Genomic DNA, 21,887 nt, shown 5'->3' on the forward strand with positions numbered 1-21,887 from the left:
GGAGCGGCTCAGACGCCGCTCTGCTCCCGGTGCGCCTCCTCGGGCGCGCCCGCCGGGGGACGGTCCTGGAAGAAGCGCCGGTGGCCGAGGACCAGCACCACCGCCAGGCCCACGCTCACGGCGACGAACGTCATGGTGGTCTCGCTGGAGGCGAAGCTGCGGCCGATGGCGTAGATCAGGGTGAACAGCCCGCCCAGCATCACCCCGTTGGTCAGCACCCTGTTGCGCTTCTCCAGCACGAGGCTGAGACCGAGCAGCACCACGGAGGCGCCCAGGGCCACGACCGCCACGTCGCGGCTGTAGCTCTGCTGCTCCTCCTGCCACTGCCGCCACTGCCGGTCGTTCTCCTCCATCTCCGCGCGCTGCTCCTCGGTCGGAGCGCCCCCCTCGGGCACGAACTCCATCCCCGCGGTCGACTCCGGCATCTCCGGCCCCGGATAGAACGTCTGGATCCCCAGGCCCACGAACAGGGCCAGCAGGGCCCCCAGGAAGAACGTGTAGACGATCTTCATCACGTTGTTGTCCACCGCGGACACCCCGCTCTCTCCCGGTCCCCGGGGTGGCCGCCGGACGGCGACAGAACCCGTGGGGATGCCCCGATTATCGCCCTGTCGCACCTGCGAATCCAGTGTCCCCGGGGGCCGGTGGAGCGGGCCCCCGTCATCATGCGTCCCGGACCCCGCGGCCCTTACGCGCCCGGTCGGCGGTGTCTACGCTTGAAGGGTCGAGGCGGACCGCACCGGTCCCGCCGGCCGTCCGGGACGACGTCCCGGACGGCCGCGGCACCGGTGCCACGGGAAGGAGTCAGGTCATGGCCGGATTGATGCGCAGGGAGGGGCTGGAGATGCTCGAGCCCCTCCGACGCCTCCTGGAGGGGGACGTCGAGGCCTCCTGGCCCCGTGTGGAGGAGTACCGGGACGGCGACACCGTGGTGATCCGGGCGGAGCTGCCCGGCATCGACCCCGAGCAGGACGTGGAGCTCACGGTGGCCGACGACGTGCTCCACCTGCGGGCCGAGCGCAGGGAGCGGACCGAGCACAAGGACAAGGGCGGTTACCGCTCGGAGTTCCGCTACGGCTCGTTCTCCCGCGCCCTGCCGCTGCCCGCCGGGTGCCGGGACGAGGACATCAGCGCCGCGTACCGCGACGGCGTGCTGGAGGTGCGCGTGCCCGTCGCCGGGCACGTCGAGCCGCCCGCGACCCGGAAGATCCAGGTCACCCGCGGCTGAGGACGCCGCGCGCCGCCCGTGCGACGGCAGGCGGGACGGGGCGGTGCCGCCAGTCGGCCGTCATGCGGGCCCCGGGACCGGGGATCCGTTGTGACGGACCTCACCGGGTCCTATCGTGGAGACAGGCGGACCGGCCGGCCCGCCGGAAACAAGGGGGAACACCATGGGCGAGCCGTCGTCCGGAGGCCGGATCGTCGTGGGAGTCGACGGGTCCGGGTCGTCCAAGGCCGCGCTCCGGGAGGGAGTGCGGCTCGCCGAGGCCCTGGGCGCACCGCTCGAGGCCGTCATGTGCTGGGAGGACCCGCTGCTCTACGAGAGCTACCGCGTGGTGGACCCCGAGGAGTTCCGCCGCGGCAGCGAGCAGCTGTTCGAGAGCACCCTCGAGGAGGTGTTCGGGGAGCAGCGCCCGGCCAACCTGACCACCCGGCTCCTGCGCGGCCAGCCCGCCGCCCGGCTCATCGAGGAGAGCGAGGAGGCCCGGATGCTCGTGGTGGGCCGGCGGGGAACGGGCGGGGTGCTGGGGATGATCCTCGGCTCCGTCTCCTCGGCCCTCGTCTCCCACGCCAAGTGCCCCGTCCTCGTGGTGCGGCACTGAGCGGTCCGCCAGGTTCCTGGCGGCCGGAGCGCGCCCCGGGCACGGACCGCGGGCGCCGGAACGAAGGAGCTCGGCCATGGAGACACCGTCACAGCAGCGGATCCTCGTCGGCATCGACGGATCGGACTCCTCGAAGGAGGCCCTCCGGGCGGGGGACAGGATCGCCCGCGCCCTGGGCGTCCCGCTGACCGCCCTCATGTTCTGGGAGGGGCCGCCCCTCTACGAGGGCTGGGAGACCGTCGACCCGGACCGGCCGCCGGCCGGCAGCGTGGAGCTGCTCCGCTCGACGGTCGCCGACGTGTTCGGCGCGGACCCCCCGGAGCACGTGCGCGCCGAGCTGCTCCACGGACGGGCCGCGGCCCGCCTGGTCGAGGAGAGCGAGAACGCCCTGATGCTGGTGCTCGGGCGCCGCGGCCACGGAGGCCTGCGGGGCTCGGCCCTGGGCTCCGTCTCCAACGCGTGCATCGACCACGCCCACTGCCCGGTGCTGGTCGTCCGGCACTGACCGGCCGGCGCCGGACCACCCGGCGCGGGCCACGCGGCACCGAAAGGCCGGCTCCCGGCAGCCGGCCCGGACAAGGAGGTTCGGTCATGAACGCACCGACGGACCAGCGGATCCTCGTGGGGATCGACGGCTCGGAGTCCTCGATGGAGGCCCTGCGGCTCGCCGCGAGGCTCGCGGAGGCCCTCGACGCCCCGCTCGAGGCGATCGCGTGCGCGGGGGACCCCACCGTGCTGGACGCCGAGCTCCTCGTCGACGAGGAGGCGCTGCGCGCCAACCACGAGCGGATCCTCGCGCGCACGGTCGCGGCCGTCTTCGGGGAGGACGTCCCCGGCCGCCTGACCACCACGGTGACGCACGGCCGCCCGGCAGGCCGGCTCATCACGGAGAGCGAAACCGCGCAGCTGCTCGTGCTCGGCCGGCGCGGCCGCGGCGGGCTGCTCGGCTCCTCCCTGGGCTCGGTCTCCCACGCGTGCGTCTCCTACGCCCACTGCCCGGTGCTCGTCGTCCGGCACTGAGCCGGCCGGTCACCGTTCGCCGCGGGGCCCGCGGAGGGCGCGCAGGGCGTTGAGGATGGCCAGGAGGTCCACGACCTCCTGGCTGAGGGCGCCGAAGATCGCGGGGATCGCCCCGGTGGCAGCCACGAGCATGAGCACCACGGACAGGGCGATGCCCAGCCAGATGCTCTGCAGTGCCACCTGCATGGTGCGCCGGCCGATCCGCACCGCCGTCGCGGTCCTGGCGAGGTCCTCGGTGAGGATCACGACGTCGGCGGACTCACTGGCGGCGGTCGCGCCCCGGGCGCCCATCGCGACGCCGACGTCGGCGGCGGCGAGCACGGGGGCGTCGTTGACGCCGTCGCCGACCATGAGCACCGGACGGTGCGGGGCGCTGCGGACGGTGCGGACCTTGTCCTCGGGCAGGCACTCGGGCAGCACCCGGGTGATGCCCAGCGCCGCGGCGACGTGCTCCACGGTGGCGCGGGCGTCACCGCTGAGCACGAGGATCTCCCGGACCCCGAGCGCGGTCAGCTCGGCCATCGTGGCCGCCGCGTCCTCGCGCACCTGGTCGCTCATCACCAGGGTGCCGGCGAAGCGGCCGTCCACGGCCACGTAGACGGCCAGCTCGCCCGGCCCGAGCGCCTGCTCGACCACGTCCGGGGCGGAGCGGGCCACGTGGGCGCGCTTGCCGACCACCACCCGGCGTCCCTCCACGGTGGCGGTGACCCCGTGGGTGGCCTCCTCGTGAGCCTCCTCGGCCGGGGCCGGCACGAGCCCCCGGGCGAGCGCGGCGTCCCGCACCGAGGCGGAGAGCACGTGGGAGGAGTACTGCTCGGCGGACGCCGTCAGGCGCAGCAGCTCCTCCTCCGGGAACGGGGGGCGGGCGTGGACGGCCAGCAGCTCGGGGCGGCCGTAGGTGATCGTCCCGGTCTTGTCGAAGGCCACGGTGCGCACCGCGGCGAGCCGCTCGAGGGTCCCGGCGTTCTTGATGATGACGCCGTTGCGCGCCGCCCGGCTCATCCCGCCCAGGAACGCCACGGGGGCGGCGATCAGCAGCGGGCAGGGGGTGGCCACCACGAGCACCTCCGCGAAGACCACCGGGTCCCCGTGGTACCACCACGCCAGCCCGGCCACGAGGAGGGCGAACGCGGTGAAGGGCACGGCGTAGCGGTCGGCCAGGCGCACCACCGGCGCGCGGGACTCCGCGGCCTCCCGCACCATCGCCACGATCTGGGAGTACTGGCTGTCCGCCGCGGTGGCGGTGGCCCGCAGCACCACGGCCTGCTGCTCGTTGAGGACGCCCGAGAGCACCGGCTCCCCGGCGCGGCGGGTCACGGGCAGGCTCTCCCCGGTGATGGAGGACTCGTCGAAGTCGGCCTCCGCGCCGACCAGGCACCCGTCCACGGGGACGACCTCGGCGGGGCGGACCAGCAGCTCGTCCCCGGGGCGGACCTCCTCGACCGGGACGTCCTCGACGGACCCGTCCGGGTGCCGCCGGTGGGCCAGCACCGGAGCCCGCTCGAGCAGCGCGTTGAGCTCCTTGCGGGCCCGGTTCGCCGCGTAGTCCTCGAGGGCCTGGCCACCGGTGAGCATGAGGACCACCACGAGGGACGCCAGGTACTCGCCGACCGCCACGGTCGAGCTGATCGCCGTGACGGCCAGCAGGTCCACGCCCCAGTGCCCGGCGACGACGTCCGCGACCATGCCCCACGCCACCCGGGCGGCCACGACCAGGGCCCACCCGGAGCCCAGCCACTGCGCCGGCCCCGGCTGCCCGGCGACCAGCAGTCCCACGACCACGGCGCCCACGGCCAGGGTCACGGCCACGAGCGGATAGCGCCGCGGGAACTCGAGCAGCCGTCCCGCGCGGCCGGGCTCGACGTCCAGGTCGGGGCGTGCGCCCACCGAGAGGCTCATGCGTCCATTGTGCCCCCGGGCCCGGCCGCGAGGCGCCGCTCGGTCTCGGCGATCCGCCGCGCGGTGCGCAGGAAGCTGTCCGGGTTCAGGGAGATCGAGTCGATCCCCTCCCGCACCAGGAACTCGGCGAAGTCGGGGTGGTTGCTGGGCCCCTGGCCGCAGATGCCGATGGGGATGCCCGCGGCGTGGGCCTTGCGGATCGCCTCGCTGATCATCCGGGTCACGGCCTCGTCCCGCTCGTCGAACAGCGCCCGCAGGGCCTCCGCGTCCCGGTCCACCCCCAGGACGAGCTGCGTGAGGTCGTTGGAGCCGATGGAGAAGCCGTCGAACCGCGTGGCGAACTGCTCGGCCAGGACCACGTTGGAGGGGATCTCGCACATCATGTACACCTTCAGGCCGTGCCGCCCGCGCTCGAGGCCGTGCTCGGCCATCGTGGCCAGGACCCGGTCCGCCTCGCCCACGGTGCGGCAGAAGGGAACCATGACCACCACGTTGTCGAAGCCGATGCGCTCGCGCACCCGCCGCAGCGCCCGGCACTCGAGGGCGAAGCCCTCCCGGTACCGGGGGTCGTAGTAGCGGGAGGCTCCCCGGAAGCCGAGCATCGGGTTCTCCTCGGGCTCCTCGAAGGCCGCCCCGCCCACGAGGTGGGCGTACTCGTTGGACTTGAAGTCGCTGAGCCGCACGATCACCGGCCGGGGGTGGTACGGGGCGGCGAGCTTGGCGAGGCCCAGCGCCAGCGTCTGCACGAAGTACTCCTGGCCGTCCGGGAAGCCCGCCGTCAGCTCCGCGATCCGCCGGCGGTCCGCCTCGTCCCGGACCCGCTCCGGGTGCACGAGGGCCATGGGGTGGACCTCGACGATGTTGTTGACGACGAACTCCATCCGGGCCAGACCCACCCCGTCGGCCGGCAGCCGCCACCAGCGGAAGGCCGCGGCGGGGCTCGCCACGTTGACCATGATCGCGGTGCGCGACTCCGGCAGCTCCCCGAGGTCGACCTCCTCGACGTCGAACGGGAGGGTGCCCTCGTAGACCGTGCCCCGGTCGCCCGCCGCGCAGGAGACCGTCAGCTCCTGGCCCTCCGGGATGGTCCGCGAGGCGTCCCCGGTGCCGACGACGGCGGGCAGGCCCAGCTCCCGGCTGACGATCGCCGCGTGGCTGGTGGTCCCGCCGTGGTCGGTGACGATCGCGGCGGCGCGCTTCATCACCGGGACCCAGTCCGGGTCCGTCATCTCGGTGACGAGCACCGACCCCTCCCGGAAGGACTCGATGTCCGCCGCGGTGCGGACCACGCAGGCCGGGCCGGTGGCCACGGCGTCCCCGACCGCGGCGCCCACCGCGAGCACGCGCCCCTCGCCCCGGAGGTGGTGGATCGTGAAGCGGGTCCCGCTGCGACCGGCCTGGACGGTCTCCGGCCTGGCCTGCAGGAGGAACAGCTCTCCCGTCAGCCCGTCCTTCGCCCACTCCAGGTCCATGGGGCGGCCGTAGTGGTCCTCGACGAGCACGGCCCAGCGGCCGAGCCGCAGGACGTCGTCGTCGCCGAGCACCCACGCCTGCCGCTCCGCGGGGGAGGTCTGCACGAGCCGGGTGGCGGCGGCCCCGGCAGGGGCGTCGTCGTCGTGGACGAGCTTGTGCAGCTTGGCCCCCCGGGTCCGCTCCACGATCGGGGCCTCCGCCACGTCGAGGAGGGGCTTGAACACGAGGTACTTGTCCGGGTCCACGGTGCCCTGCACGACCGTCTCGCCCAGGCCCCACGTCGCGCTGACCACGGCCACGCGCGGGAAGCCGCTCTCGGTGTCGATCGAGAACATCACCCCGGAGCAGCCGAGGTCCGCCCGGACCATCTCCTGCACGCCGACGGACAGGGCGACGGCGAGGTGGTCGAACCCCTTGAGCTCCCGGTAGGTGATGGCCCGGTCCGTGAACAGGGACGCGTAGCACCGCCGGCACGCCTCCAGCAGCTCGTCCTCGCCGACCACGTTGAGGAACGTCTCCTGCTGGCCGGCGAAGCTCGCGTCCGGGAGGTCCTCGGCGGTCGCGCTGCTGCGCACGGCCACGGACAGCCCGGCGCGGCCCGTGCGCGCGGAGAGCTCCCGGTAGAACTGCCGGATCTGCCGTGCCGTCCCCGCGGGGAACTCGCCGCGCAGGAACAGCTCGCGCACGGCGGCGCCGGTCTCCCGCAGCGTGGCACGGCCCGCGCGGTGGTCCTCGAGCCGGTCCCGGAGGGCGGGCCCGATCCCGTTGGCCTCCACGTAGGACCGGTACGCGTCCGCGGTGGTCGCGAAGCCCCCCGGCACGCGCACCCCCCGCGAGGCCAGCTCCCGGACCATCTCCCCGAGGGAGGCGTTCTTGCCGCCCACCCGGGGGACGTCCGCGATCCCGAGCTCCTCGAACCAGTGGACCTCGGGGGCGGCCACGTCAGCTCCTCCGGCTCAGCAGGTCCGCGCAGGCCTCGTCGCACCGCTCGCACGCCTCGGCCACGAGGGCGCAGTGCTCGTAGACCTCGGCGTGCCGCCGGCACACGTCCCGGCACGCCCGGGCCGCGGCCCCGCACGCCTCGAGCAGCGGCACCAGCACGGCCCGGCCGTCCCCGGGCTCCGGGAAGCCGAGGCGGGCCAGCACCTGGGCGGTGGCCGAGCCGATCACCGCGCAGTCCTGCTCGGCGCGCAGGCAGTCGCGGAGGTCCGCGACGGCGTCCTCCTCCACGCAGGCGTCGGCGCCGATCCGGCAGATCTGGGCGGCCTCGAGGCACGCCTCGATGCACCGGACCTCCGCCGCCCGCTCCTCGCGCGCGAGCTCGGGGGCGGCGGGGTGCGCCATCAGGGCGCGGCTGATCGTGCTCACGGGGTGTCCTCCCTCTGGTGGGACGGTACGGGCCGGTTCAGCCCGCGAGGCGGGACCGCGGGGCGGCTCCGCTCCGTGCCCCCCGGCGCGCGGGCTCGGGGGCCCCGGGGCGGCGGCGGGCGTTCGCCCACCCGGCGAGCCGGGTCACGGTGCCGTGGCCGGGGAGCTCGGCGGGGAGGACGAAGTCGACGGCGGGCGTGCCGCGCACCGCGTCCTCGTGCTCCGCGGCCCAGCGCAGCAGGTCCACGGCGACCGGTTCGACGTGGTGGGCGGTGGTGAGGTCCACGACCACGGCGATGTCCGGGGCGAGGGTGCGGGCACGGCGGACGAGGGGGCACAGGGCCCGGTGGTTGAGCTCGGTGACGCACCCGCTGACGACGAGCCGGATGTGCCGGCCGTCGAGGTCGACCTGGACGAGAACGGACGGTTTGTGGTGCATGGTCTCTCCCCTGCAGCTCGTGGTGCGCGGCCGGCTGCTCGGCCCTCCCGCACTCCACGCTAGGGGAAAGGAGACCTGGGTCACCAAGAAAGGCGGCCCCTCACCGGCACATTTCGTCTACCGACGAGTAGAGGGGTGTTCGGCGCAGCTCAGCCCAGGGGGGAGGGCAGCCGCGTGGTGTCGGGGGCGAGCGGGTCGCTGCCCACCGTCCCCCGCACGCGGGCCAGGAACGACATGAGGTGGTAGACCACGAGCGTGGCCGCCGTGCCGAGGGCGATGCCCGCGAACTGCAGCCCGGAGGCCTCCCACGTGTAGTCGGCGATCCCGATGATCATGGCCACCGCGGCGGTGGTGAGGTTGACCGGGTTCGAGAAGTCCACGCGGTTCTGCACCCAGATCCGCACGCCGAGCATGCCGATCATCCCGTACAGCACCGTGGCGGCGCCGCCCAGGACCCCTGCGGGGACCGTGGCCACCGCGGCGCCGAAGACCGGGAAGACGCTCAGCAGGATCGCCACCACGGCGGCGACCCAGTAGGCCGCCGTCGAGTAGACGCGCGTGGCCGCCATGACGCCGATGTTCTCGGCGTAGGTCGTGGTGCCCGAGCCGCCGCCCGAGCCGGCGATCATGGTGGCGAGCCCGTCGGACATGATCGCCCGCCCCATGTACGGGTCGAGGTCGTCGCCGGTCATGAGCGCCACGGACTTCACGTGCCCGATGTTCTCGGCGACCAGCACGAGGATGACGGGGACGAACAGGCCCATCAGGGGCAGGTGGAACTCGGGGGTCTGGAACGGGGGCAGCCCGAAGAGGCCCTGCTGCTGCCAGGCGGTGTCGATCCGGCTGAAGTCCACCTCGTCGCGCAGCACCGCGGTGACGTAGCCGATGGCCACGCCCAGCAGGATCGACAGGCGCCCGGGCAGGCCGCGGAAGAGCACCGAGACGAGGATGATGGAGGACAGCGTCACCAGCGCGGTGACGGGGGCCTCCATGAAGTTGTCCTTCGCGGACGGCGCCAGGTTGAACCCGATGAGCGCCACGATGGTGCCCGTGACCAGCGGCGGCATGAGCTTCTGGAGCCAGGCGGTGCCCGCGAACTGCACCACCAGGCCGATGAGGAACAGCGCCGCGCCGGCCATGAGGACCCCGCCCAGCGCGCCGCCGGGACCGTACTGGTTCATCGAGGCGGTGATGGGGGCGATGAAGGCGAAGGACGAGCCGAGGTAGGAGGGGACCCGGCCGGCGGTGACCACCAGGAACAGGATCGTGCCCACGCCGGAGAAGAACAGCGTGGTGGACGGCGGGAAGCCCGTGATCAGCGGCACCAGGAACGTGGCGCCGAACATGGCGACCACGTGCTGCGCGCCGATGGTGACCGTCCGGGGCCAGGTGAGCCGCTCGCGCGGCCTGACGACCTCCCCGGCAGTGACGGTGCGGCCGTCGCCGTGGAGGCGCCAGCCCAGGCCGAGGCGGGTGGCGATGGTGCGTCCGGGCACGGGGGAACTCATACGGGTCTCCTCGACGGCGGGGTGGGAGCCCGGATCCGGGCCTCCACCACTGTACTCGGTGCTCCGCCGGGCGGAGCGGGGGGCCGGACCCGGCGCTGTCGGAGGCCGTCCATATGATCAGCACGGTGATGGAAACTATGATGGTGGGCGATCACCCCCCGCGTCCGGACAGGAGTCGACACATGCGTCAGCCACAGCCACGAGGGCCGCTCGGCGAGGACCTCCTCGCGGTGCTCCGGGAGGAGCCCGGCACCCCCGGGGCCGAGGCCCGGGCCGGGGCGCTGCCGGCGGCCGCCCGCGCCGCCGTGTCCCGCGCGGACGGCGTGCTCGCCGACGACGACGTCCAGCTCAGCCTGTTCGTCCTGCACGCCCTGCACTACCAGGGCGTCGACGGGGTCGACGACCGCTGGGAGAGCGACCCCGAGCTGCTGCGCGCGCGGGAGATCCTCTCCGGCGCGCTCGAGGCCGAGCTGCGCGCGGAGCTGCCCGCCGACACCGTGCCCGGCACACCCCAGTCGGTCGCCGACGCCCTGTTCGCCATCGCCGCCGACGACGACGGGCCGAGCCTCGCGCGCCACCTCTCCGGCCGGGCGGACGCCGAGCAGGCCCGGGAGTTCCTGCAGCTGAAGTCCGTCTACCAGCTCATGGAGGGCGACCCGCACACCTGGGGCATCCCCCGGCTGAGCGGCCGGGCGAAGGCGGGCCTGATCGAGATCCAGGTCGACGAGTACGGCGGCGGCGACGCCGCGCGCATGCACTCGGCCCTGTTCGCGGCCGGGATGCGCGAGGCCGGCCTCGACGACTCCTACGGCAGCGCCGTGGACCGGGTGCCCGCCGAGTGGCTCGCCGGGGTCAACACCGTCACGATGTTCGGTCTGCACCGCCGGCTGCGCGGCGCGGTGGTGGGGCACCTGGCGATGTACGAGATGACGTCGTCGGTGCCCTCCAAGTTCCTGGCGCGCGGCTTCCACCGCCTGGGACTGCCCGCCGCGGCGGCGTTCTACGACGAGCACGTCGAGGCCGACGCCGCCCACGAGCAGATCGCGGCCCGGGACATGGCCGGCGGCCTCGTGGTCGACGAGCCCGCCGTCGCGGCGGACGTCTTCTTCGGCGCCCGCTGCGTCCTGCACCTGGACGCGCTCGCCGCCCGCCACGCGCTCGCGCGGTGGGAGGCGGGGGAGTCCGCGCTGCGCCCGGGCGCGGCGGAGCCGTCCCGGCGCGGCGCCGCGGAGCTCGTCCGGTGAGCGCCGCGGAGCGCCCCGAGGACGCCCGGGCGGCCCCGGGCCCCGCCCCGGCCCCCGGCACTGCGCCCGTGCCCGAGTCTGCGCCGGCGCCCGACCCCGGGCCGGCCGCTGCAGCCGGGTCCGGTGCGGCGGCGACGATCACCGTGTGCCCCGACGGCCCGCTGCTGGTGCGCGGGGGCTACGAGCTGCTGGACGGCGACGACCGGCCCATCGACCCCGGGCGCGCCACCGTGGCGCTGTGCCGCTGCGGGGCGTCGTCCATCAAGCCGTTCTGCGACGGCTCGCACAAGCGCGCCCGGTTCCGGGCCCGCTGAGGCTCAGCGGCGCGGACCCGGCTCGCGCAGCAGCCACTGGGCGAGCTGGTCCAGCGCCATGCCCAGCAGGCCGATGACGAGGATCACCACGAGCATCTCGTCGTAGGCCAGCCGGTCCCGGGCGTTGAGGATCTCGTAGCCCAGGCCGCTGCTGACCCCGAGCATCTCGGCCGGCACGATGACCACCCACGAGATCCCCAGGGCCAGCCGCACCCCGGTCATGACGAACGGCCGGATGCTGGGCAGCACCACGGTGCGCAGCCGCTCGACCGGGGTGGCCCCGAGCGTCTCGGCGACCCGCAGGTGCAGCGGGTCCAGGGCCTTGACGCCGGCGGCCGTGTTCATGGTGATCGGCCAGACCGCGGCGGCGGCCACGAGGAAGACGACGGGGGCGTTGCCCACCCCCAGCAGCGCCACGGCCACCGGCGCCCAGGACAGCGGGGAGACCATGCGCAGGAACTGCACCACCGGGGCGCTGGTCCACCGGAAGCGGCGGTAGGAGCCGATGAGCAGGCCCAGCGGCACGCCCAGGCCCGTGGCCACGGCCAGCCCGCACAGCAGGCGCCACAGGCTGGTCAGGCCGTCCTGGACCACCACCCCCCGCTCGGCCAGCGAGGCCACCGCACCGGGCATGCGCTCGGGCTGGAAGGAGGCGATCATGGTGTTCGCCCCGGCCGCGGCGTGCGTGAACGCCCACCACACGGCGATCGTGACCAGCACCCCGAAGGCCCCCCAGGCCGGGCCGGTCCAGCGGGACCCGGTGCGCCGGGGCGTCCGCGCCGGGGCGGGGCCCGCCGGACCGGTCCCGGCCGGAGCGCCGCGGGCGGCGTCGTCGAGGTCGGTGGGGGACGCCGGGGTGTCGTGCGGGGCGGGGTGCGGCGCGCTCATGCGCTGATCTCCTCGGTCCGGGTGGTGCCGGTCATGCCGAAGGCGGCGAGGCCGCCGGCCTTCTCGATGCTGCGGGTCACGAGCGTGTCGTCGACGAGCTCGCGGTGCACGAGCGCCGGGTCCAGTCCGTCGAGGAACCCCGCCGGGGCGTCGACGACGGTGTCCTGCATGGCGCGGACCAGCTCCTCGGTGAAGCTCGCGTACGGGTAGGGCCGGAAGTCCAGGCGCTCGCCGTGCCAGTCCGGGTGGTGCAGGGCGTCCCCGTGCGCGGCGGCGGAGTAGGTCAGGGCCTGCTCGATCACGGGCCGGGGCTGGGGGAGGTAGCCGGCGGCCAGCAGCGCCGCGGTCTCGGGGCGGTTCTGCCGGGCCCAGGCCTGGGCCCGGACGAGGGCGTCCATGAACCCCGCGGCGTGCGCGGGGCGGTTGCGGAGGAGCTCGCCGCGCATCATGGTCACGCAGCACGCGTGGTCGCGCCACACGTCGCCGAGGAACCGGTGGATGTGCCCCACCTGCCGCGCCTCGGCGGCGGCGTTGAACGGGTCGGCCACCACGTACCCGCCGATCACGCCGTTGTTCAGCGCGGGGAGCATGTCCGAGGGCGCCATGGGCAGCAGGGCCACCGTGCGCCGCGCCCGGGACGGGCTCTCGCGCATCACCGGGGTCAGGCCCGCGGCCCGCAGCAGCTTCTGGACCACCACGTTGTGCACGGACCACCACGCCGGGATCGCCACGGACTCCCCGGCCAGGTCGGCGATCTCCGCCACGTCCGGGCGGACCGTGAGGGCGGAGCCGTTGGTGTGGTTCCACGCGGTGATCCGCACGTCGGCCCGCAGCCCGTAGCGCATGTACAGGGCCATGGGCATCAGCAGGTGGATCGCGTCCACCTTGCCCGCCACGAACGCCTCGGACAGCGAGGACCAGCTGCGGAAGAGCACGGGGTCGGCCACCGGGACGGCGGCGTCCTCGTAGTACCCGTTGGCGTGGGCGACCAGCAGGGGGGAGGCGTCCGTGATCGGGAGGTACCCGATCCGCACCGGGCGCTCCGGGTCGGCCGCGCCGCGCGCCTCCTGCTGGCTGTCCGCGTAGAGGGAGCCCGCGCCCCAGCCGAGCCCGGTGAGGGCCGCGGCCCCCGCCCCGGCCCGCAGCAGGACCCGCCGGCTCGGCCCGCCGGCGCTCATATGACCCAGTTCCCGGAGCCGTCGTCGGCCCCGCGGTAGTGGGCGAGGATCTGCTCGGCCGTCGTGCCGTCCTGCGCCGGGACCCACTGCCGGCGGAAGCCGCGCGGACCGGCGAAGAAGCCGATCCGGTCGCCGAGGGTGATGGCCTCGTCGACGTCGTGGGTGACGAGGAAGACCGTCAGGTCGAGCTCCGTCGCGAGCCCGCGCAGCCACAGCTGGAGGTCCTTGCGGGTCGCCGGGTCCAGGGCGCTGAACGGCTCGTCGAGCAGCAGCACGTCGGGGCGCACCGCGAGCGCGCGGCCCACCGAGACCCGCTGGGCCTGCCCGCCGGAGAGCTCCTGGACGGGGGTGTGCGCGAGCGGGACCAGGCCGAGGATCTCGAGCAGGTCGTCCACGCGGGCGTCCTCGAAGCGGTCCCGGTTGCGCCGGTACCGGCCGCCGAGGGCGATGTTCTGGCGCACCGACAGCCAGGGGAACAGCCCGGGGTCCTGGAAGACGACGGCGAAGCGCTCGTCGGCGCAGCCGAACTCGATGCTGCCCCCGTCCAGGGGCTCGAGCCCCGCGATCGCCCGCAGCAGCGTGGACTTGCCGGACCCGCTGGGCCCCAGCACCGCGAACGTCTCGCCGCTGCGCAGGGTCAGGTCCACCCCGTCGAGGGCGGGCGCGGAGGCCCCCGGGTAGCTCTTGCGCAGCCCGCGGACGGTGAGCGCCGGCGCGGCCCGGCTCAAGCCAGGTTCTGCAGCACCCACCGCAGGTGACCTTCCGTGGGGGACTGCACGGGCAGGAACGCGGCCTCGCGGGCCCGGCGGGCGGTGGGGGAGGACATGGCGTAGCCGCGCCCGCCCACGACCTTCCCCTCGATCCGGGTCGCCCGGCCCGTGAGCAGCGCGGCGTCCAGCCGGAGGGAGAACAGCTCCCGGGGGGAGGTCTCCCGGGGCGCCTCCGCCAGACGCAGGAGGTCGGCGCGCAGGCGGCGGTACTCGGCGGTCGCCTCCTCGAGCTCCTCCCGGAACACCTCGGCGACGCCCTGCAGGGCCTCGTGCGCGGCGGTCAGCGCGGCGGCCGAGAGGCCGAGGCAGAAGGCGGTCTGCAGCAGCAGGAACGGGCCGCGGACGGCGGCGAGGAAGGCCGGGACGTCCTCGCTCAGCAGGTCCTCGGCGGGGTCGACGGCCACGCCCTCGAGGACGAGCACGCCCGAGGCCGTCGCGTTGAGCGCCATCAGGTTCTCGAGCAGGCGCACCGTCACCCCCGGTGCCGAGACCCGGGTCCGGACCACCACGCGGGTGCCGTCCTCCCGGACGGCGGGCAGGACCACGACGCCCTCGGGGTACAGGTTGGAGGCCCACGGCACAGTGCCGTCGAGGACCGGTCCCGCCGCGCCGGCGGTCAGCGTCACGGGGATCTCGCCGATGCCGGCGGCGTCCTTGAAGGCCGGCGCCATCGCCGAGCAGCCGGGCACGGCCCCGGAGCGCACGTCCGCGGGGATCTCCGTCCCGGTGGCGGCGAGGTACTCGACGGTCGCCCGGTGGGCCCACAGGGAGAACGCCGTGGCGGTGCACTCGGTGGCGAGGTCGAACACGACGGCAGCCTGCGGGGCCAGCGACCCGGTCAGGCCGAGGTCCAGGAGCCCCCGGGCGCCCAGCTCGCGCAGGGTCCCCAGCGGGGAGGCGGCGGCCGTGTCGACGTCGCGGGCCCGCGCCGCGGCGGTGCGGCGGACGAACTCGTGCTCGGGGTAGTCGACGAGCGGCGCGAGCAGGGGCCGGCTCTCGGGGTCCGGCCCGCCGGCCGTGGACGGGGAGCGCGTGGACTGGGTCATGGTCTTCCGTTCTGCCGGGGAGTGCGGGGCGGGGCTCGTCCGCTCGGCGGGCGGGCCCGGGCGTCGAAGCACCACGGCGGCCCCCGGCTCGCGGGGACCGCCGTGTCGTCGTGTGCTGCGGCCCGTCAGACGTTGAGCTTGAACAGCCGGTCGAACGGGGTGCCCACGGCCTGGCGGGCCCGCTCCACGGCCGCCTCGTCGGGGGCGTTGTAGAAGCACAGGCACTTGGCGGTGTCCTCGCGCACGTAGGTGCGCAGGAAGGAGACCTCGGGGACCTCGGCGTACTTCGGGGAGTTGGCCTTCTTGCGCGCCAGGTACTGCTCCATGGTGATCTCGGCGGGGATGTCCCACTCCACCAGGTACTGCGCGTCGCCCTTGAGCTTCTTGATGTCGTCGAGCTCGGCGCCCACGAGGCGGACGGCGTCGGGGCCGGTGACCTCCGCGGCGGCGTCCCCGGCGGCGGTGCGCACGGTCTGGGCGAGGCCCTCGGCGCTGTCGGCCTCCACGATCACGAACACCCGTCCGTGGTCTGCCGTGACCTGGGACTCGATGAACTCGGCGCCCGCCGCGGAGACGGCCTCGGAGACCGTGGCGATGAGCTGGGTCACGGCGTCCTTGGACGCGGAGGCGGGAACGATCTCGAGCAGGTGGAGCGACATGGGGGTTCCTTCCGTCGGGTCGGGGCGGCGTCGTCGCCGCTCGGGCACTCCTGCCAGGCTAGGCTCCTGCCCCCGGAAGGTCCCGGGATCCGTCACACTTCGCAACACGGGGCGTCCGGGCGGGTTCTCCTCGTGCCGGGGGCCCGCCGGGTGCACAATGCGCCCCGGTCCGCCCGCCCGGGGTCGGCGCCGGGCGGCGCCGCCTGCGGGTCGCTAGCCTGGGGGAGTGCGCGCGGAAGAAGTGAACCGGTCCGTCCAGGACTGCCTGAAGACGGTCTGGCTGGCCCAGGAGTGGTCCTCGGACGCCGTGACCACCACCGGGCTGGCCCAGCGGCTGGGCCTGTCCCCGTCCACCGTCTCGGAGGCCGTCAAGAAGCTCACCGCGCAGGGGCTGCTGAGCCGGCCCGCCCACGGCGGGATCGTCCTCACCGACCGCGGTCGGGACGTCGCCGTCCAGATGGTGCGGCGCCACCGGATCCTCGAGGCGTTCCTCACCGGCCACCTGGGCTACTCCTGGGACGAGGTGCACGAGGAGGCCGAGGTCCTCGAGCACGCGGTGAGCGAGAAGTTCGTCGCCCGGCTGGACGCCCTCCTGGGCCATCCGGAGCGGGACCCGCACGGCGACCCGATCCCGCGGCGGGACGGCACCGTGCCGTCCGCCCCGGCCGTGCTCCTCGCCGACGTCGCCCCGGGCAGTCCCGTGGTGGTGGCCCGGGTCTCGGACGCGGATCCGGCCGTGCTGCGCCGGCTCGGAACCGCCGGCATCCGGCCGGGCACCGAGCTCGTGCTCGGCGAGCACCGGTTTCGCGCGGTGCCCGTGGTGCTGGACGGGGACGTCGTCGAGGTGGACGTCCTCGCCGCGGAGGCGGTCTGGGTCCGGCCCCGGGACCGGCCCGGACCGCCTCCGGGGCCCGTCAGGAGATGACGCCGTCCACCAGCGCCTTGGCCTCCCGCTGGACCTGCTGCAGGTGCTCCTCGCCGAGGAACGACTCCGCGTAGATCTTGTAGACGTCCTCCGTGCCGGACGGCCGGGCCGCGAACCACGCGTTCTTCGTGGTGACCTTCAGCCCGCCGATCGCCGCGCCGTTGCCGGGGGCGTTCGTGAGCTTCGCCGTGATCTGCTCGCCGGCCAGGGTGTCCGCCTCGACCTGGGCCGGGGAGAGCTTCTTCAGGGCGGCCTTCTGCTCCCGGCTCGCCGGGGCGTCGATGCGCTGGTAGACCGGGGCGCCGAACTCCTCGGTGAGCTCCGCGTAGCGCTGGGACGGGGTCTTGCCGGTGCGGGCCGTGATCTCCGAGGCCAGCAGGGCCAGGATGATCCCGTCCTTGTCGGTGGACCACACGGAGCCGTCCCGGCGCAGGAAGGACGCGCCCGCGGACTCCTCGCCGCCGAAGCCGATCGAGCCGTCCATCAGGCCGGGCACGAACCACTTGAAGCCCACCGGCACCTCCACGAGCTCGCGGCCCAGCGAGGCCGCCACCCGGTCGATGATCGAGGAGGACACCAGGGTCTTGCCGACCCCGGCGTCCGGGGACCAGCCGGTGCGCTCGCGGAAGAGGTAGTCGATCGCCACCGCCAGGTAGTGGTTCGGGTTCATCAGCCCCGCGTCCGGGGTCACGATGCCGTGGCGGTCGGTGTCGGCGTCGTTGCCGGTGGCGATGTCGTACTTGTCCCGGTTGCCGATGAGGGAGGCCATGGCGTTCGGGGAGGAGCAGTCCATCCGGATCTTCTCGTCCCAGTCGAGGGTCATGAACGCCCACTGCGGGTCCACCTGCGGGTTCACCACGGTCATGTTCAGCCCGAAGCGCTGGGCGATCTCGCCCCAGTAGGCCACGGAGGCCGAGCCCATGGGGTCCGCGCCGATGTGCAGGCCGGAGTCCCGGACCACGTCGAGGTCGACGACCTCCGGCAGCGTCCGCACGTACTCCTCGAGGAAGTCGTAGGCGCCCGTGGTCTCCGCCGCCCGCGCCCGCTCCAGGGAGACCCGGCGGACCCCGGACATGCCGTTCTCGAGGAACTGGTTGGCCCGCTGGGCGATCCACTCGGTGGCGTCGGAGTCCGCGGGGCCGCCGTTGGGCGGGTTGTACTTGAAGCCGCCGTCACCGGGCGGGTTGTGCGAGGGGGTGATGACGATGCCGTCGGCCACCGCCTCCGCCCGGCCCGCGTTGTGGGTCAGGATCGCGTGGGACAGCGCCGGGGTGGGCACGTAGCCGTCCCGGGAGTCCAGCAGGACGGTGACCTCGTTGGCGGCCAGCACCTCGAGCGCGGTGTCCTGCGCGGGCCCGGACAGGGCGTGGGTGTCCTTGCCCATGAACAGCGGGCCCGTGATCCGCTGGCCGGCGCGGTACTCCACGATGGCCTGCGTGATCGCCGCGATGTGCTGCTCGTTGAACGAGGCCTTGAGGGACGAGCCGCGGTGCCCGGACGTGCCGAACGCCACGCGCTGGTCCGGGTCCGAGGGGTCGGGCACGACGTCGGTGTAGGCGTCGAGGAGCTTGCCGAGGTCGACGAGGTCACTGGGTTGGGCGACGGTGCCCGCACGATTGGTCATGGCGCCCAACCTACCGCCGGGCGGCGGGCCCGCGGAGGCCGGCACGCGATCGGGTCGCCAGGTTTCGTGCTCCGTGCCGCGCGGGAGGCCCGCGCGGGGGTGGAGGAATCGTGGCCGGTGGGACAGGATGAGGGCACCAGACAGGGCAGGACCGAACGAGGAGGCAGGGACACCATGAGCGACGCACCCGGCGGGACGACCGAGGGCTCGGGCAAGGGCCCGGAGGGCACCGTCCCGGACAACGAGCAGGGCGTCGGGCTGACCACCGACGAGAACGCGACCGGCTTCGAGCCGGAGGAGGACCCCCAGGCGGCCACCGATCCGGACGACCCCGACTCGGAGGAGGAGGCCCTGGGCCACTCCTAGGCGGTGGCGCGGGGGCCGGGGCGGCCCTGGTCCTCGAGCTGGGCGACGACGGCGAGCAGCTGCGCCTCCGCGCTCGGGCGGCCGATGAGCTGGACGCCCATGGGCACGACCGGCCCGTCGTCGTCGCTCGCCCCGCGTGTCCACAGCGTCGGGACGGTCACCGCGGGCAGGCCCACGACGTTCACGACCGAGGTCCACGGCGTGTACGCGCACTGGCGCCGGTAGTCCTGGTCCGCGCCCGCGGGGTCCGCGAGGTCGTAGCCCTCCCAGTACCAGCCCAGCGGCCGCGGTGTCATGGCGAGCGCGGGCGTCAGGACCACGTCCCAGGCGCCGTAGGCCCGGACCACGTCCTGCTCGATCCGGCGCAGGACGCCCACGGCCTGCGCCAGCTCGACCGCCGACCGGCGCAGGGCGCGGGCGCGGAAGGCCCCCGCGAGGCCGGTCAGCCTCCCCGCCTGCTCGTCGTCCAGCGGGGCCGTGCCCATCGAGGTGGTCCACACGTCGAAGAAGGCCCCCGGGTACTCGGGGTCGTAGGACAGCTCGGCCTCCTCGACCTCGTGCCCGGCGGCCCGAAGCCGGGCGACGCCCGCGTCGAGGGCGGCGCGGGCCTCCGGGGAGACCTCGATGTCCTGGACGGCGTCGAACGGGGAGGCGGTGCTCACCCCGATCCGCAGCGGCCGGTCCCCCCACGGGAGGTCGCCCCGCTGGGCCGCGCGCACGCCGTCCAGGAAGGACCCCTGCGGGGCGGCGCGGACCGCCCGCCGCACCACGTTGCCGTGCGCCGGGCCGGGCGCGGGGGCGCACAGGACGTCGAGCAGCAGCGCCGCGTCCTCGGCCGTGCGGGCGAGCGGGCCGTTCACCACAAGCTGGGCGGCGTCCGACTGCGCGTCCGCGGTGGGCACCCGGCCGCGGTTGGGCTTGAGCCCGACCAGCCCGCACACCGCCGCCGGGATGCGCACCGACCCTCCGCCGTCGGAGCCCGGCGCCACCGGGAGCAGACCCGCCGCCACGGCCGCCGCCTGGCCGCCCGAGGAGCCGCCGGCCCCCGTGGACGGGTCGTGCGGGTTCCGGGCGGGCGGGGCCACGAGGTTCTCGGAGTAGCAGTTGAGGCCGAACTCGGGCACCTGGGTCTTGCCCAGGCACACCGCCCCGGACGCGCCCAGCAGGGCCGCGAGGTCGTCGTCGTCCTCCGCCACGGGCGCGCCGCCGCGCCGCCCGGTCACGGCGGCGGAACCGTAGGTGGTGGGCATCCCGGCGACGTCGTGCAGGTCCTTCACCGCGAGCGGCACGCCGTGCAGCGCTCCGCGGGCGGCCCCGGCGGGCAGGGCGTCGAGCGCGCGCGCCCGGTCGAGGGCGAGGTCCGCAGCGACGTGGACGAACGCCCCCAGCGCCGGATTGCGCGCCTCGATCCGGGCCAGGAAGTGCTCGGCGGTCTCCACCGCGCCGAGCTCGCCGCGCGCGAGCGCGTCCCGCAGCTGCACGGCGCTGAGGTCCCCGATCGAGGTCACGGCAGGCTCCTGTCCGACGGTCGCGCGGTCCCCCTCCGGGGCTCCGCAGGGCGCTGAGCCCAGGCTAGTAGGCTGGCGGCTGTCCGGACGTGCCCGCGCGCCCCGGTTCCCGATCTTCTCCGACCCGCAGGAGTCCCCCGTGCCCACCGCCTGTGCGCCCCGTCCCGCGGCGATCCGCGCGGCGACGGCGTCCGTCCTGCTCCTGGCCCTCGCCGGCTGCTCGTCCTCCGCCGAGGGGGACGGCGCGGCCGGCAGCGGTCCGGACGCGACGGCGTCCGCCGCCGCGAGCGCCCCCACGGCCTCCGGCGGAGCCTCGCCGGCCACCGTCCAGGAGACGTGCGCCCGCGTGCTCGAGACCGTGCGCACCGCGCCGCAGCAGCTGCGGGACGATCCCGCCGGGCTGTTCTCCGACGTCGACGAGCTCGCGGCCACCGCCCCGGACGAGCTGTCCGGGCAGCTCACCTCGGTCCGTGAGGCCGTCGCCGGCTTCCGGCAGGGCGAGCGCTCCTTCATCAGCGTGGTCCAGGAGGTCAGAGGCCTGCAGGAGCGCTGTTCCGGCTGACCTCCCGCCGTGCGCGAGGGGTCGCGTTCGGCGCTCCCGGGGGCGCGAGGGGTCGCGTTCGGTGGGAAACAGCGCCGCGGAGGGTCCGGCAGCGACCCGTCGGTGATGGCGACGTGCAGAACCCGCCCCCTCGCCCTGGAGGGGCCGCAGAATGCCGGGCGGCGCAATCGCACTCCACCGGGGCACGATGACGGTCCGGGAGAGCAGGACTGCGCCACTCCGTGTGCTCGCGCCCTCCTCCGCCCGTCCCCGGCGGTCATGCTCCCGGCATGAGACACCCCGCACCCCTGCCGCCCGAGCTCCGTGGCATCGGCTTCTCACGTCGGGAGGCCCTCGCCCTGGGCGTCGCGGAGCACCGGCTCCGGGACGCCGACCTCACCAGTCCCGTCGGCAGGGGAGTGCGGGTCCCCGCCGGCTGTCCCGCTCCGCTGCTGGAAGCGGCACGGGCACTGACCCGCCGGTATCCGGGGACGGTGATCAGCCACCGCTCCGCGGCGCTGCTCCACCGGATGCGGGTTCCTGACCCCTGGCAGCGGTCCTCGCAGCTGTGGCTCACGCGCGCCGACGACTCGAGGGCCCTGAGGCGGCCCGGCGTCGTCTGCCGGAGGGGACGCCTCCGTCCGCACGAGGTGGTCCGCGTCCACGGGGTGGCCGTCACGTCACCGGTGCGCACGTTCCTTGACGTCTGCGCCGAGCTCACGGTGACGGAGGCAGTGGTGCTCGCCGACGGGCTGGTCGACGCCCACCGCCACGGGATCCGCCGGGCCGTGGCCGCGGTGTGCCGGCCGGACGAGCTCGAGACCGGGGTGCGGGCGCACGCCGGGCGGCGTGGCATCCGTACGGCCCGCGCCGCGGTCGAGCGGATGCGGGTGGGGTCGGACTCGCCCGGCGAGACACGGCTGCGGCTGCTGCTCGAGGACCACGGGATCCGGGGCCTGGTGCTCGACCATCCGCTGCCGGGGCCGGACGGGACGCTGCTGGCGCAGCCCGACCTCGCCCTGGAGAGCCACCGGCTGAGCCTGCAGTACGAGGGTGCCCACCACGACCGGGCGGAGCAGCGAGTGCTGGACATCAGGCGGTTGCGGGCCACGGAGTCGGCGGGGTGGCGGGAGCTCCGGATCTGCGCTCACGACCTGCACCGGCACACGACGACGACGCGGGGCCGGGTGCCGGTGGCGGTCGCCCTGGTGTGGGAGGCCATGGGGGTCGCGCACCGCCGGTGACGGGGCCGAGCCGGGGTGCGCGGGGCGAGGGGTCGCGACCGGCCGCCCGC

Annotated in this window: 23 protein-coding genes; 10 read left to right on the forward strand and 13 right to left on the reverse strand. The window is 74.9% G+C overall.

The genetic code is table 11. From position 1 onward, the window contains the following. Window positions 1-8 precede the first annotated feature (8 nt). On the reverse strand, window positions 9-527 hold the full coding sequence (locus ACZ2G1_RS15975; protein WP_147284769.1) for a hypothetical protein: 519 nt from the start codon (window positions 525-527) through the stop codon (window positions 9-11). A gap of 284 nt (window positions 528-811) precedes the next feature. On the opposite strand from ACZ2G1_RS15975, the gene ACZ2G1_RS15980 reads away from it, so the two are divergent. From ACZ2G1_RS15980 to ACZ2G1_RS15995, 4 genes are all read left to right on the forward strand, one after another. After that, complete coding sequence (locus tag ACZ2G1_RS15980; RefSeq protein WP_031282283.1) at window positions 812-1,228, forward strand: Hsp20/alpha crystallin family protein; 417 nt, start codon at window positions 812-814, stop codon at window positions 1,226-1,228. 163 nt (window positions 1,229-1,391) lie between these two features. Further along, complete coding sequence (locus ACZ2G1_RS15985; protein ID WP_035925940.1) at window positions 1,392-1,823, forward strand: universal stress protein; 432 nt, start codon at window positions 1,392-1,394, stop codon at window positions 1,821-1,823. A 76-nt stretch (window positions 1,824-1,899) separates the two neighbouring features. Next, window positions 1,900-2,328 carry a universal stress protein gene (locus ACZ2G1_RS15990; RefSeq protein ID WP_017832081.1) on the forward strand — a complete coding sequence of 143 codons (429 nt, stop codon included), beginning with the start codon at window positions 1,900-1,902 and terminating at the stop codon, window positions 2,326-2,328. Between the two features lie 86 nt (window positions 2,329-2,414). Next, window positions 2,415-2,843 carry a universal stress protein gene (locus ACZ2G1_RS15995; RefSeq protein ID WP_017832080.1) on the forward strand — a complete coding sequence of 143 codons (429 nt, stop codon included), beginning with the start codon at window positions 2,415-2,417 and terminating at the stop codon, window positions 2,841-2,843. Window positions 2,844-2,852: 9 nt separating this feature from the next. On the opposite strand, the gene ACZ2G1_RS16000 is transcribed toward ACZ2G1_RS15995, so the two are convergent. The 5 genes from ACZ2G1_RS16000 to ACZ2G1_RS16020 form a co-directional block, all read right to left on the reverse strand. Beyond that, window positions 2,853-4,742 carry a heavy metal translocating P-type ATPase gene (locus ACZ2G1_RS16000; RefSeq protein ID WP_470377146.1) on the reverse strand — a complete coding sequence of 630 codons (1,890 nt, stop codon included), beginning with the start codon at window positions 4,740-4,742 and terminating at the stop codon, window positions 2,853-2,855. Continuing rightward, on the reverse strand, window positions 4,739-7,156 hold the full coding sequence (ppsA, locus tag ACZ2G1_RS16005; RefSeq protein ID WP_336649961.1) for a phosphoenolpyruvate synthase: 2,418 nt from the start codon (window positions 7,154-7,156) through the stop codon (window positions 4,739-4,741). Before ppsA ends, ACZ2G1_RS16000 begins: the two co-directional genes overlap by 4 nt. Window position 7,157: 1 nt before the next feature. Next, complete coding sequence (locus ACZ2G1_RS16010) at window positions 7,158-7,583, reverse strand: four-helix bundle copper-binding protein (RefSeq protein ID WP_109222240.1); 426 nt, start codon at window positions 7,581-7,583, stop codon at window positions 7,158-7,160. A 37-nt stretch (window positions 7,584-7,620) separates the two neighbouring features. After that, entirely contained in the window at window positions 7,621-8,022 is a 402-nt protein-coding gene (locus ACZ2G1_RS16015; RefSeq protein WP_017832076.1) for a hypothetical protein, read from the reverse strand. 149 nt (window positions 8,023-8,171) lie between these two features. Further along, window positions 8,172-9,530 (reverse strand): uracil-xanthine permease family protein, encoded by a 1,359-nt coding sequence (locus tag ACZ2G1_RS16020; protein WP_017832075.1) that lies wholly within the window; start codon window positions 9,528-9,530, stop codon window positions 8,172-8,174. Between the two features lie 182 nt (window positions 9,531-9,712). Here ACZ2G1_RS16020 and ACZ2G1_RS16025 point away from each other — a divergent pair, with 182 nt between their 5' ends. Further along, on the forward strand, window positions 9,713-10,774 hold the full coding sequence (locus ACZ2G1_RS16025) for an iron-containing redox enzyme family protein (RefSeq protein WP_470377147.1): 1,062 nt from the start codon (window positions 9,713-9,715) through the stop codon (window positions 10,772-10,774). Next, a complete protein-coding gene (locus ACZ2G1_RS16030) occupies window positions 10,771-11,088 on the forward strand; it encodes a CDGSH iron-sulfur domain-containing protein (RefSeq protein WP_470377148.1) in 318 nt (105 codons plus the stop codon). Before ACZ2G1_RS16025 ends, ACZ2G1_RS16030 begins: the two co-directional genes overlap by 4 nt. Before the next feature lie 3 nt (window positions 11,089-11,091). Here the strand turns inward: ACZ2G1_RS16030 and ACZ2G1_RS16035 are convergent, their stop codons facing one another. From ACZ2G1_RS16035 to ACZ2G1_RS16055, 5 genes are all read right to left on the reverse strand, one after another. After that, on the reverse strand, window positions 11,092-11,976 hold the full coding sequence (locus ACZ2G1_RS16035; protein ID WP_081994338.1) for an ABC transporter permease: 885 nt from the start codon (window positions 11,974-11,976) through the stop codon (window positions 11,092-11,094). Continuing rightward, window positions 11,973-13,154, reverse strand: a complete 1,182-nt coding sequence (locus ACZ2G1_RS16040) for an ABC transporter substrate-binding protein (RefSeq protein WP_115162291.1) — start codon at window positions 13,152-13,154, stop codon at window positions 11,973-11,975. The genes ACZ2G1_RS16035 and ACZ2G1_RS16040 overlap by 4 nt, the downstream gene beginning before the upstream one ends. Then, window positions 13,151-13,882 carry an ABC transporter ATP-binding protein gene (locus ACZ2G1_RS16045; RefSeq protein ID WP_241482848.1) on the reverse strand — a complete coding sequence of 244 codons (732 nt, stop codon included), beginning with the start codon at window positions 13,880-13,882 and terminating at the stop codon, window positions 13,151-13,153. The genes ACZ2G1_RS16040 and ACZ2G1_RS16045 overlap by 4 nt, the downstream gene beginning before the upstream one ends. Next, complete coding sequence (locus ACZ2G1_RS16050; RefSeq protein WP_052132862.1) at window positions 13,879-14,970, reverse strand: acyl-CoA dehydrogenase family protein; 1,092 nt, start codon at window positions 14,968-14,970, stop codon at window positions 13,879-13,881. The genes ACZ2G1_RS16045 and ACZ2G1_RS16050 overlap by 4 nt, the downstream gene beginning before the upstream one ends. 125 nt (window positions 14,971-15,095) lie before the next feature. Then, window positions 15,096-15,629, reverse strand: a complete 534-nt coding sequence (locus tag ACZ2G1_RS16055; protein ID WP_017832068.1) for a DUF4242 domain-containing protein — start codon at window positions 15,627-15,629, stop codon at window positions 15,096-15,098. Window positions 15,630-15,855: 226 nt separating this feature from the next. On the opposite strand from ACZ2G1_RS16055, the gene ACZ2G1_RS16060 reads away from it, so the two are divergent. After that, window positions 15,856-16,554, forward strand: coding sequence for a metal-dependent transcriptional regulator (locus ACZ2G1_RS16060; protein WP_052132863.1), 699 nt, complete (start codon window positions 15,856-15,858; stop codon window positions 16,552-16,554). Here ACZ2G1_RS16060 and pgm read toward each other — a convergent pair. Further along, entirely contained in the window at window positions 16,544-18,178 is a 1,635-nt protein-coding gene (gene pgm / locus ACZ2G1_RS16065) for a phosphoglucomutase (alpha-D-glucose-1,6-bisphosphate-dependent) (RefSeq protein WP_115162292.1), read from the reverse strand. The two genes, ACZ2G1_RS16060 and pgm, sit on opposite strands and share 11 nt — an antisense overlap. Window positions 18,179-18,352: 174 nt before the next feature. Here pgm and ACZ2G1_RS16070 point away from each other — a divergent pair, with 174 nt between their 5' ends. Beyond that, window positions 18,353-18,544 (forward strand): hypothetical protein, encoded by a 192-nt coding sequence (locus tag ACZ2G1_RS16070; RefSeq protein ID WP_017832065.1) that lies wholly within the window; start codon window positions 18,353-18,355, stop codon window positions 18,542-18,544. On the opposite strand, the gene ACZ2G1_RS16075 is transcribed toward ACZ2G1_RS16070, so the two are convergent. Continuing rightward, window positions 18,541-20,052 carry an amidase gene (locus tag ACZ2G1_RS16075; RefSeq protein ID WP_272027109.1) on the reverse strand — a complete coding sequence of 504 codons (1,512 nt, stop codon included), beginning with the start codon at window positions 20,050-20,052 and terminating at the stop codon, window positions 18,541-18,543. The two genes, ACZ2G1_RS16070 and ACZ2G1_RS16075, sit on opposite strands and share 4 nt — an antisense overlap. Before the next feature lie 139 nt (window positions 20,053-20,191). Between ACZ2G1_RS16075 and ACZ2G1_RS16080 the strand changes: the two genes are divergently transcribed. Next, window positions 20,192-20,614 (forward strand): hypothetical protein, encoded by a 423-nt coding sequence (locus ACZ2G1_RS16080; protein ID WP_470377149.1) that lies wholly within the window; start codon window positions 20,192-20,194, stop codon window positions 20,612-20,614. Window positions 20,615-20,883: 269 nt separating this feature from the next. Next, complete coding sequence (locus tag ACZ2G1_RS16085) at window positions 20,884-21,837, forward strand: hypothetical protein (protein WP_470377150.1); 954 nt, start codon at window positions 20,884-20,886, stop codon at window positions 21,835-21,837. Window positions 21,838-21,887 lie beyond the last annotated feature (50 nt).

It is taken from the genome of Kocuria sp. KKT182 (assembly GCF_055635395.1).

Coding starts and splice junctions, on each gene's coding strand:
- ACZ2G1_RS15980 (WP_031282283.1), top strand. CDS start 812: ATGGCCGGATTGATGCGCAGGGAGGGGCTGGAGATGCTCGAGCCCCTC.
- ACZ2G1_RS15985 (WP_035925940.1), top strand. CDS start 1,392: ATGGGCGAGCCGTCGTCCGGAGGCCGGATCGTCGTGGGAGTCGACGGG.
- ACZ2G1_RS15990 (WP_017832081.1), top strand. CDS start 1,900: ATGGAGACACCGTCACAGCAGCGGATCCTCGTCGGCATCGACGGATCG.
- ACZ2G1_RS15995 (WP_017832080.1), top strand. CDS start 2,415: ATGAACGCACCGACGGACCAGCGGATCCTCGTGGGGATCGACGGCTCG.
- ACZ2G1_RS16000 (WP_470377146.1), bottom strand. CDS start 4,742: ATGAGCCTCTCGGTGGGCGCACGCCCCGACCTGGACGTCGAGCCCGGC.
- ACZ2G1_RS16015 (WP_017832076.1), bottom strand. CDS start 8,022: ATGCACCACAAACCGTCCGTTCTCGTCCAGGTCGACCTCGACGGCCGG.
- ACZ2G1_RS16020 (WP_017832075.1), bottom strand. CDS start 9,530: ATGAGTTCCCCCGTGCCCGGACGCACCATCGCCACCCGCCTCGGCCTG.
- ACZ2G1_RS16025 (WP_470377147.1), top strand. CDS start 9,713: ATGCGTCAGCCACAGCCACGAGGGCCGCTCGGCGAGGACCTCCTCGCG.
- ACZ2G1_RS16035 (WP_081994338.1), bottom strand. CDS start 11,976: ATGAGCGCGCCGCACCCCGCCCCGCACGACACCCCGGCGTCCCCCACC.
- ACZ2G1_RS16040 (WP_115162291.1), bottom strand. CDS start 13,154: ATGAGCGCCGGCGGGCCGAGCCGGCGGGTCCTGCTGCGGGCCGGGGCG.
- ACZ2G1_RS16050 (WP_052132862.1), bottom strand. CDS start 14,970: ATGACCCAGTCCACGCGCTCCCCGTCCACGGCCGGCGGGCCGGACCCC.
- ACZ2G1_RS16055 (WP_017832068.1), bottom strand. CDS start 15,629: ATGTCGCTCCACCTGCTCGAGATCGTTCCCGCCTCCGCGTCCAAGGAC.
- pgm (WP_115162292.1), bottom strand. CDS start 18,178: ATGACCAATCGTGCGGGCACCGTCGCCCAACCCAGTGACCTCGTCGAC.
- ACZ2G1_RS16070 (WP_017832065.1), top strand. CDS start 18,353: ATGAGCGACGCACCCGGCGGGACGACCGAGGGCTCGGGCAAGGGCCCG.
- ACZ2G1_RS16085 (WP_470377150.1), top strand. CDS start 20,884: ATGAGACACCCCGCACCCCTGCCGCCCGAGCTCCGTGGCATCGGCTTC.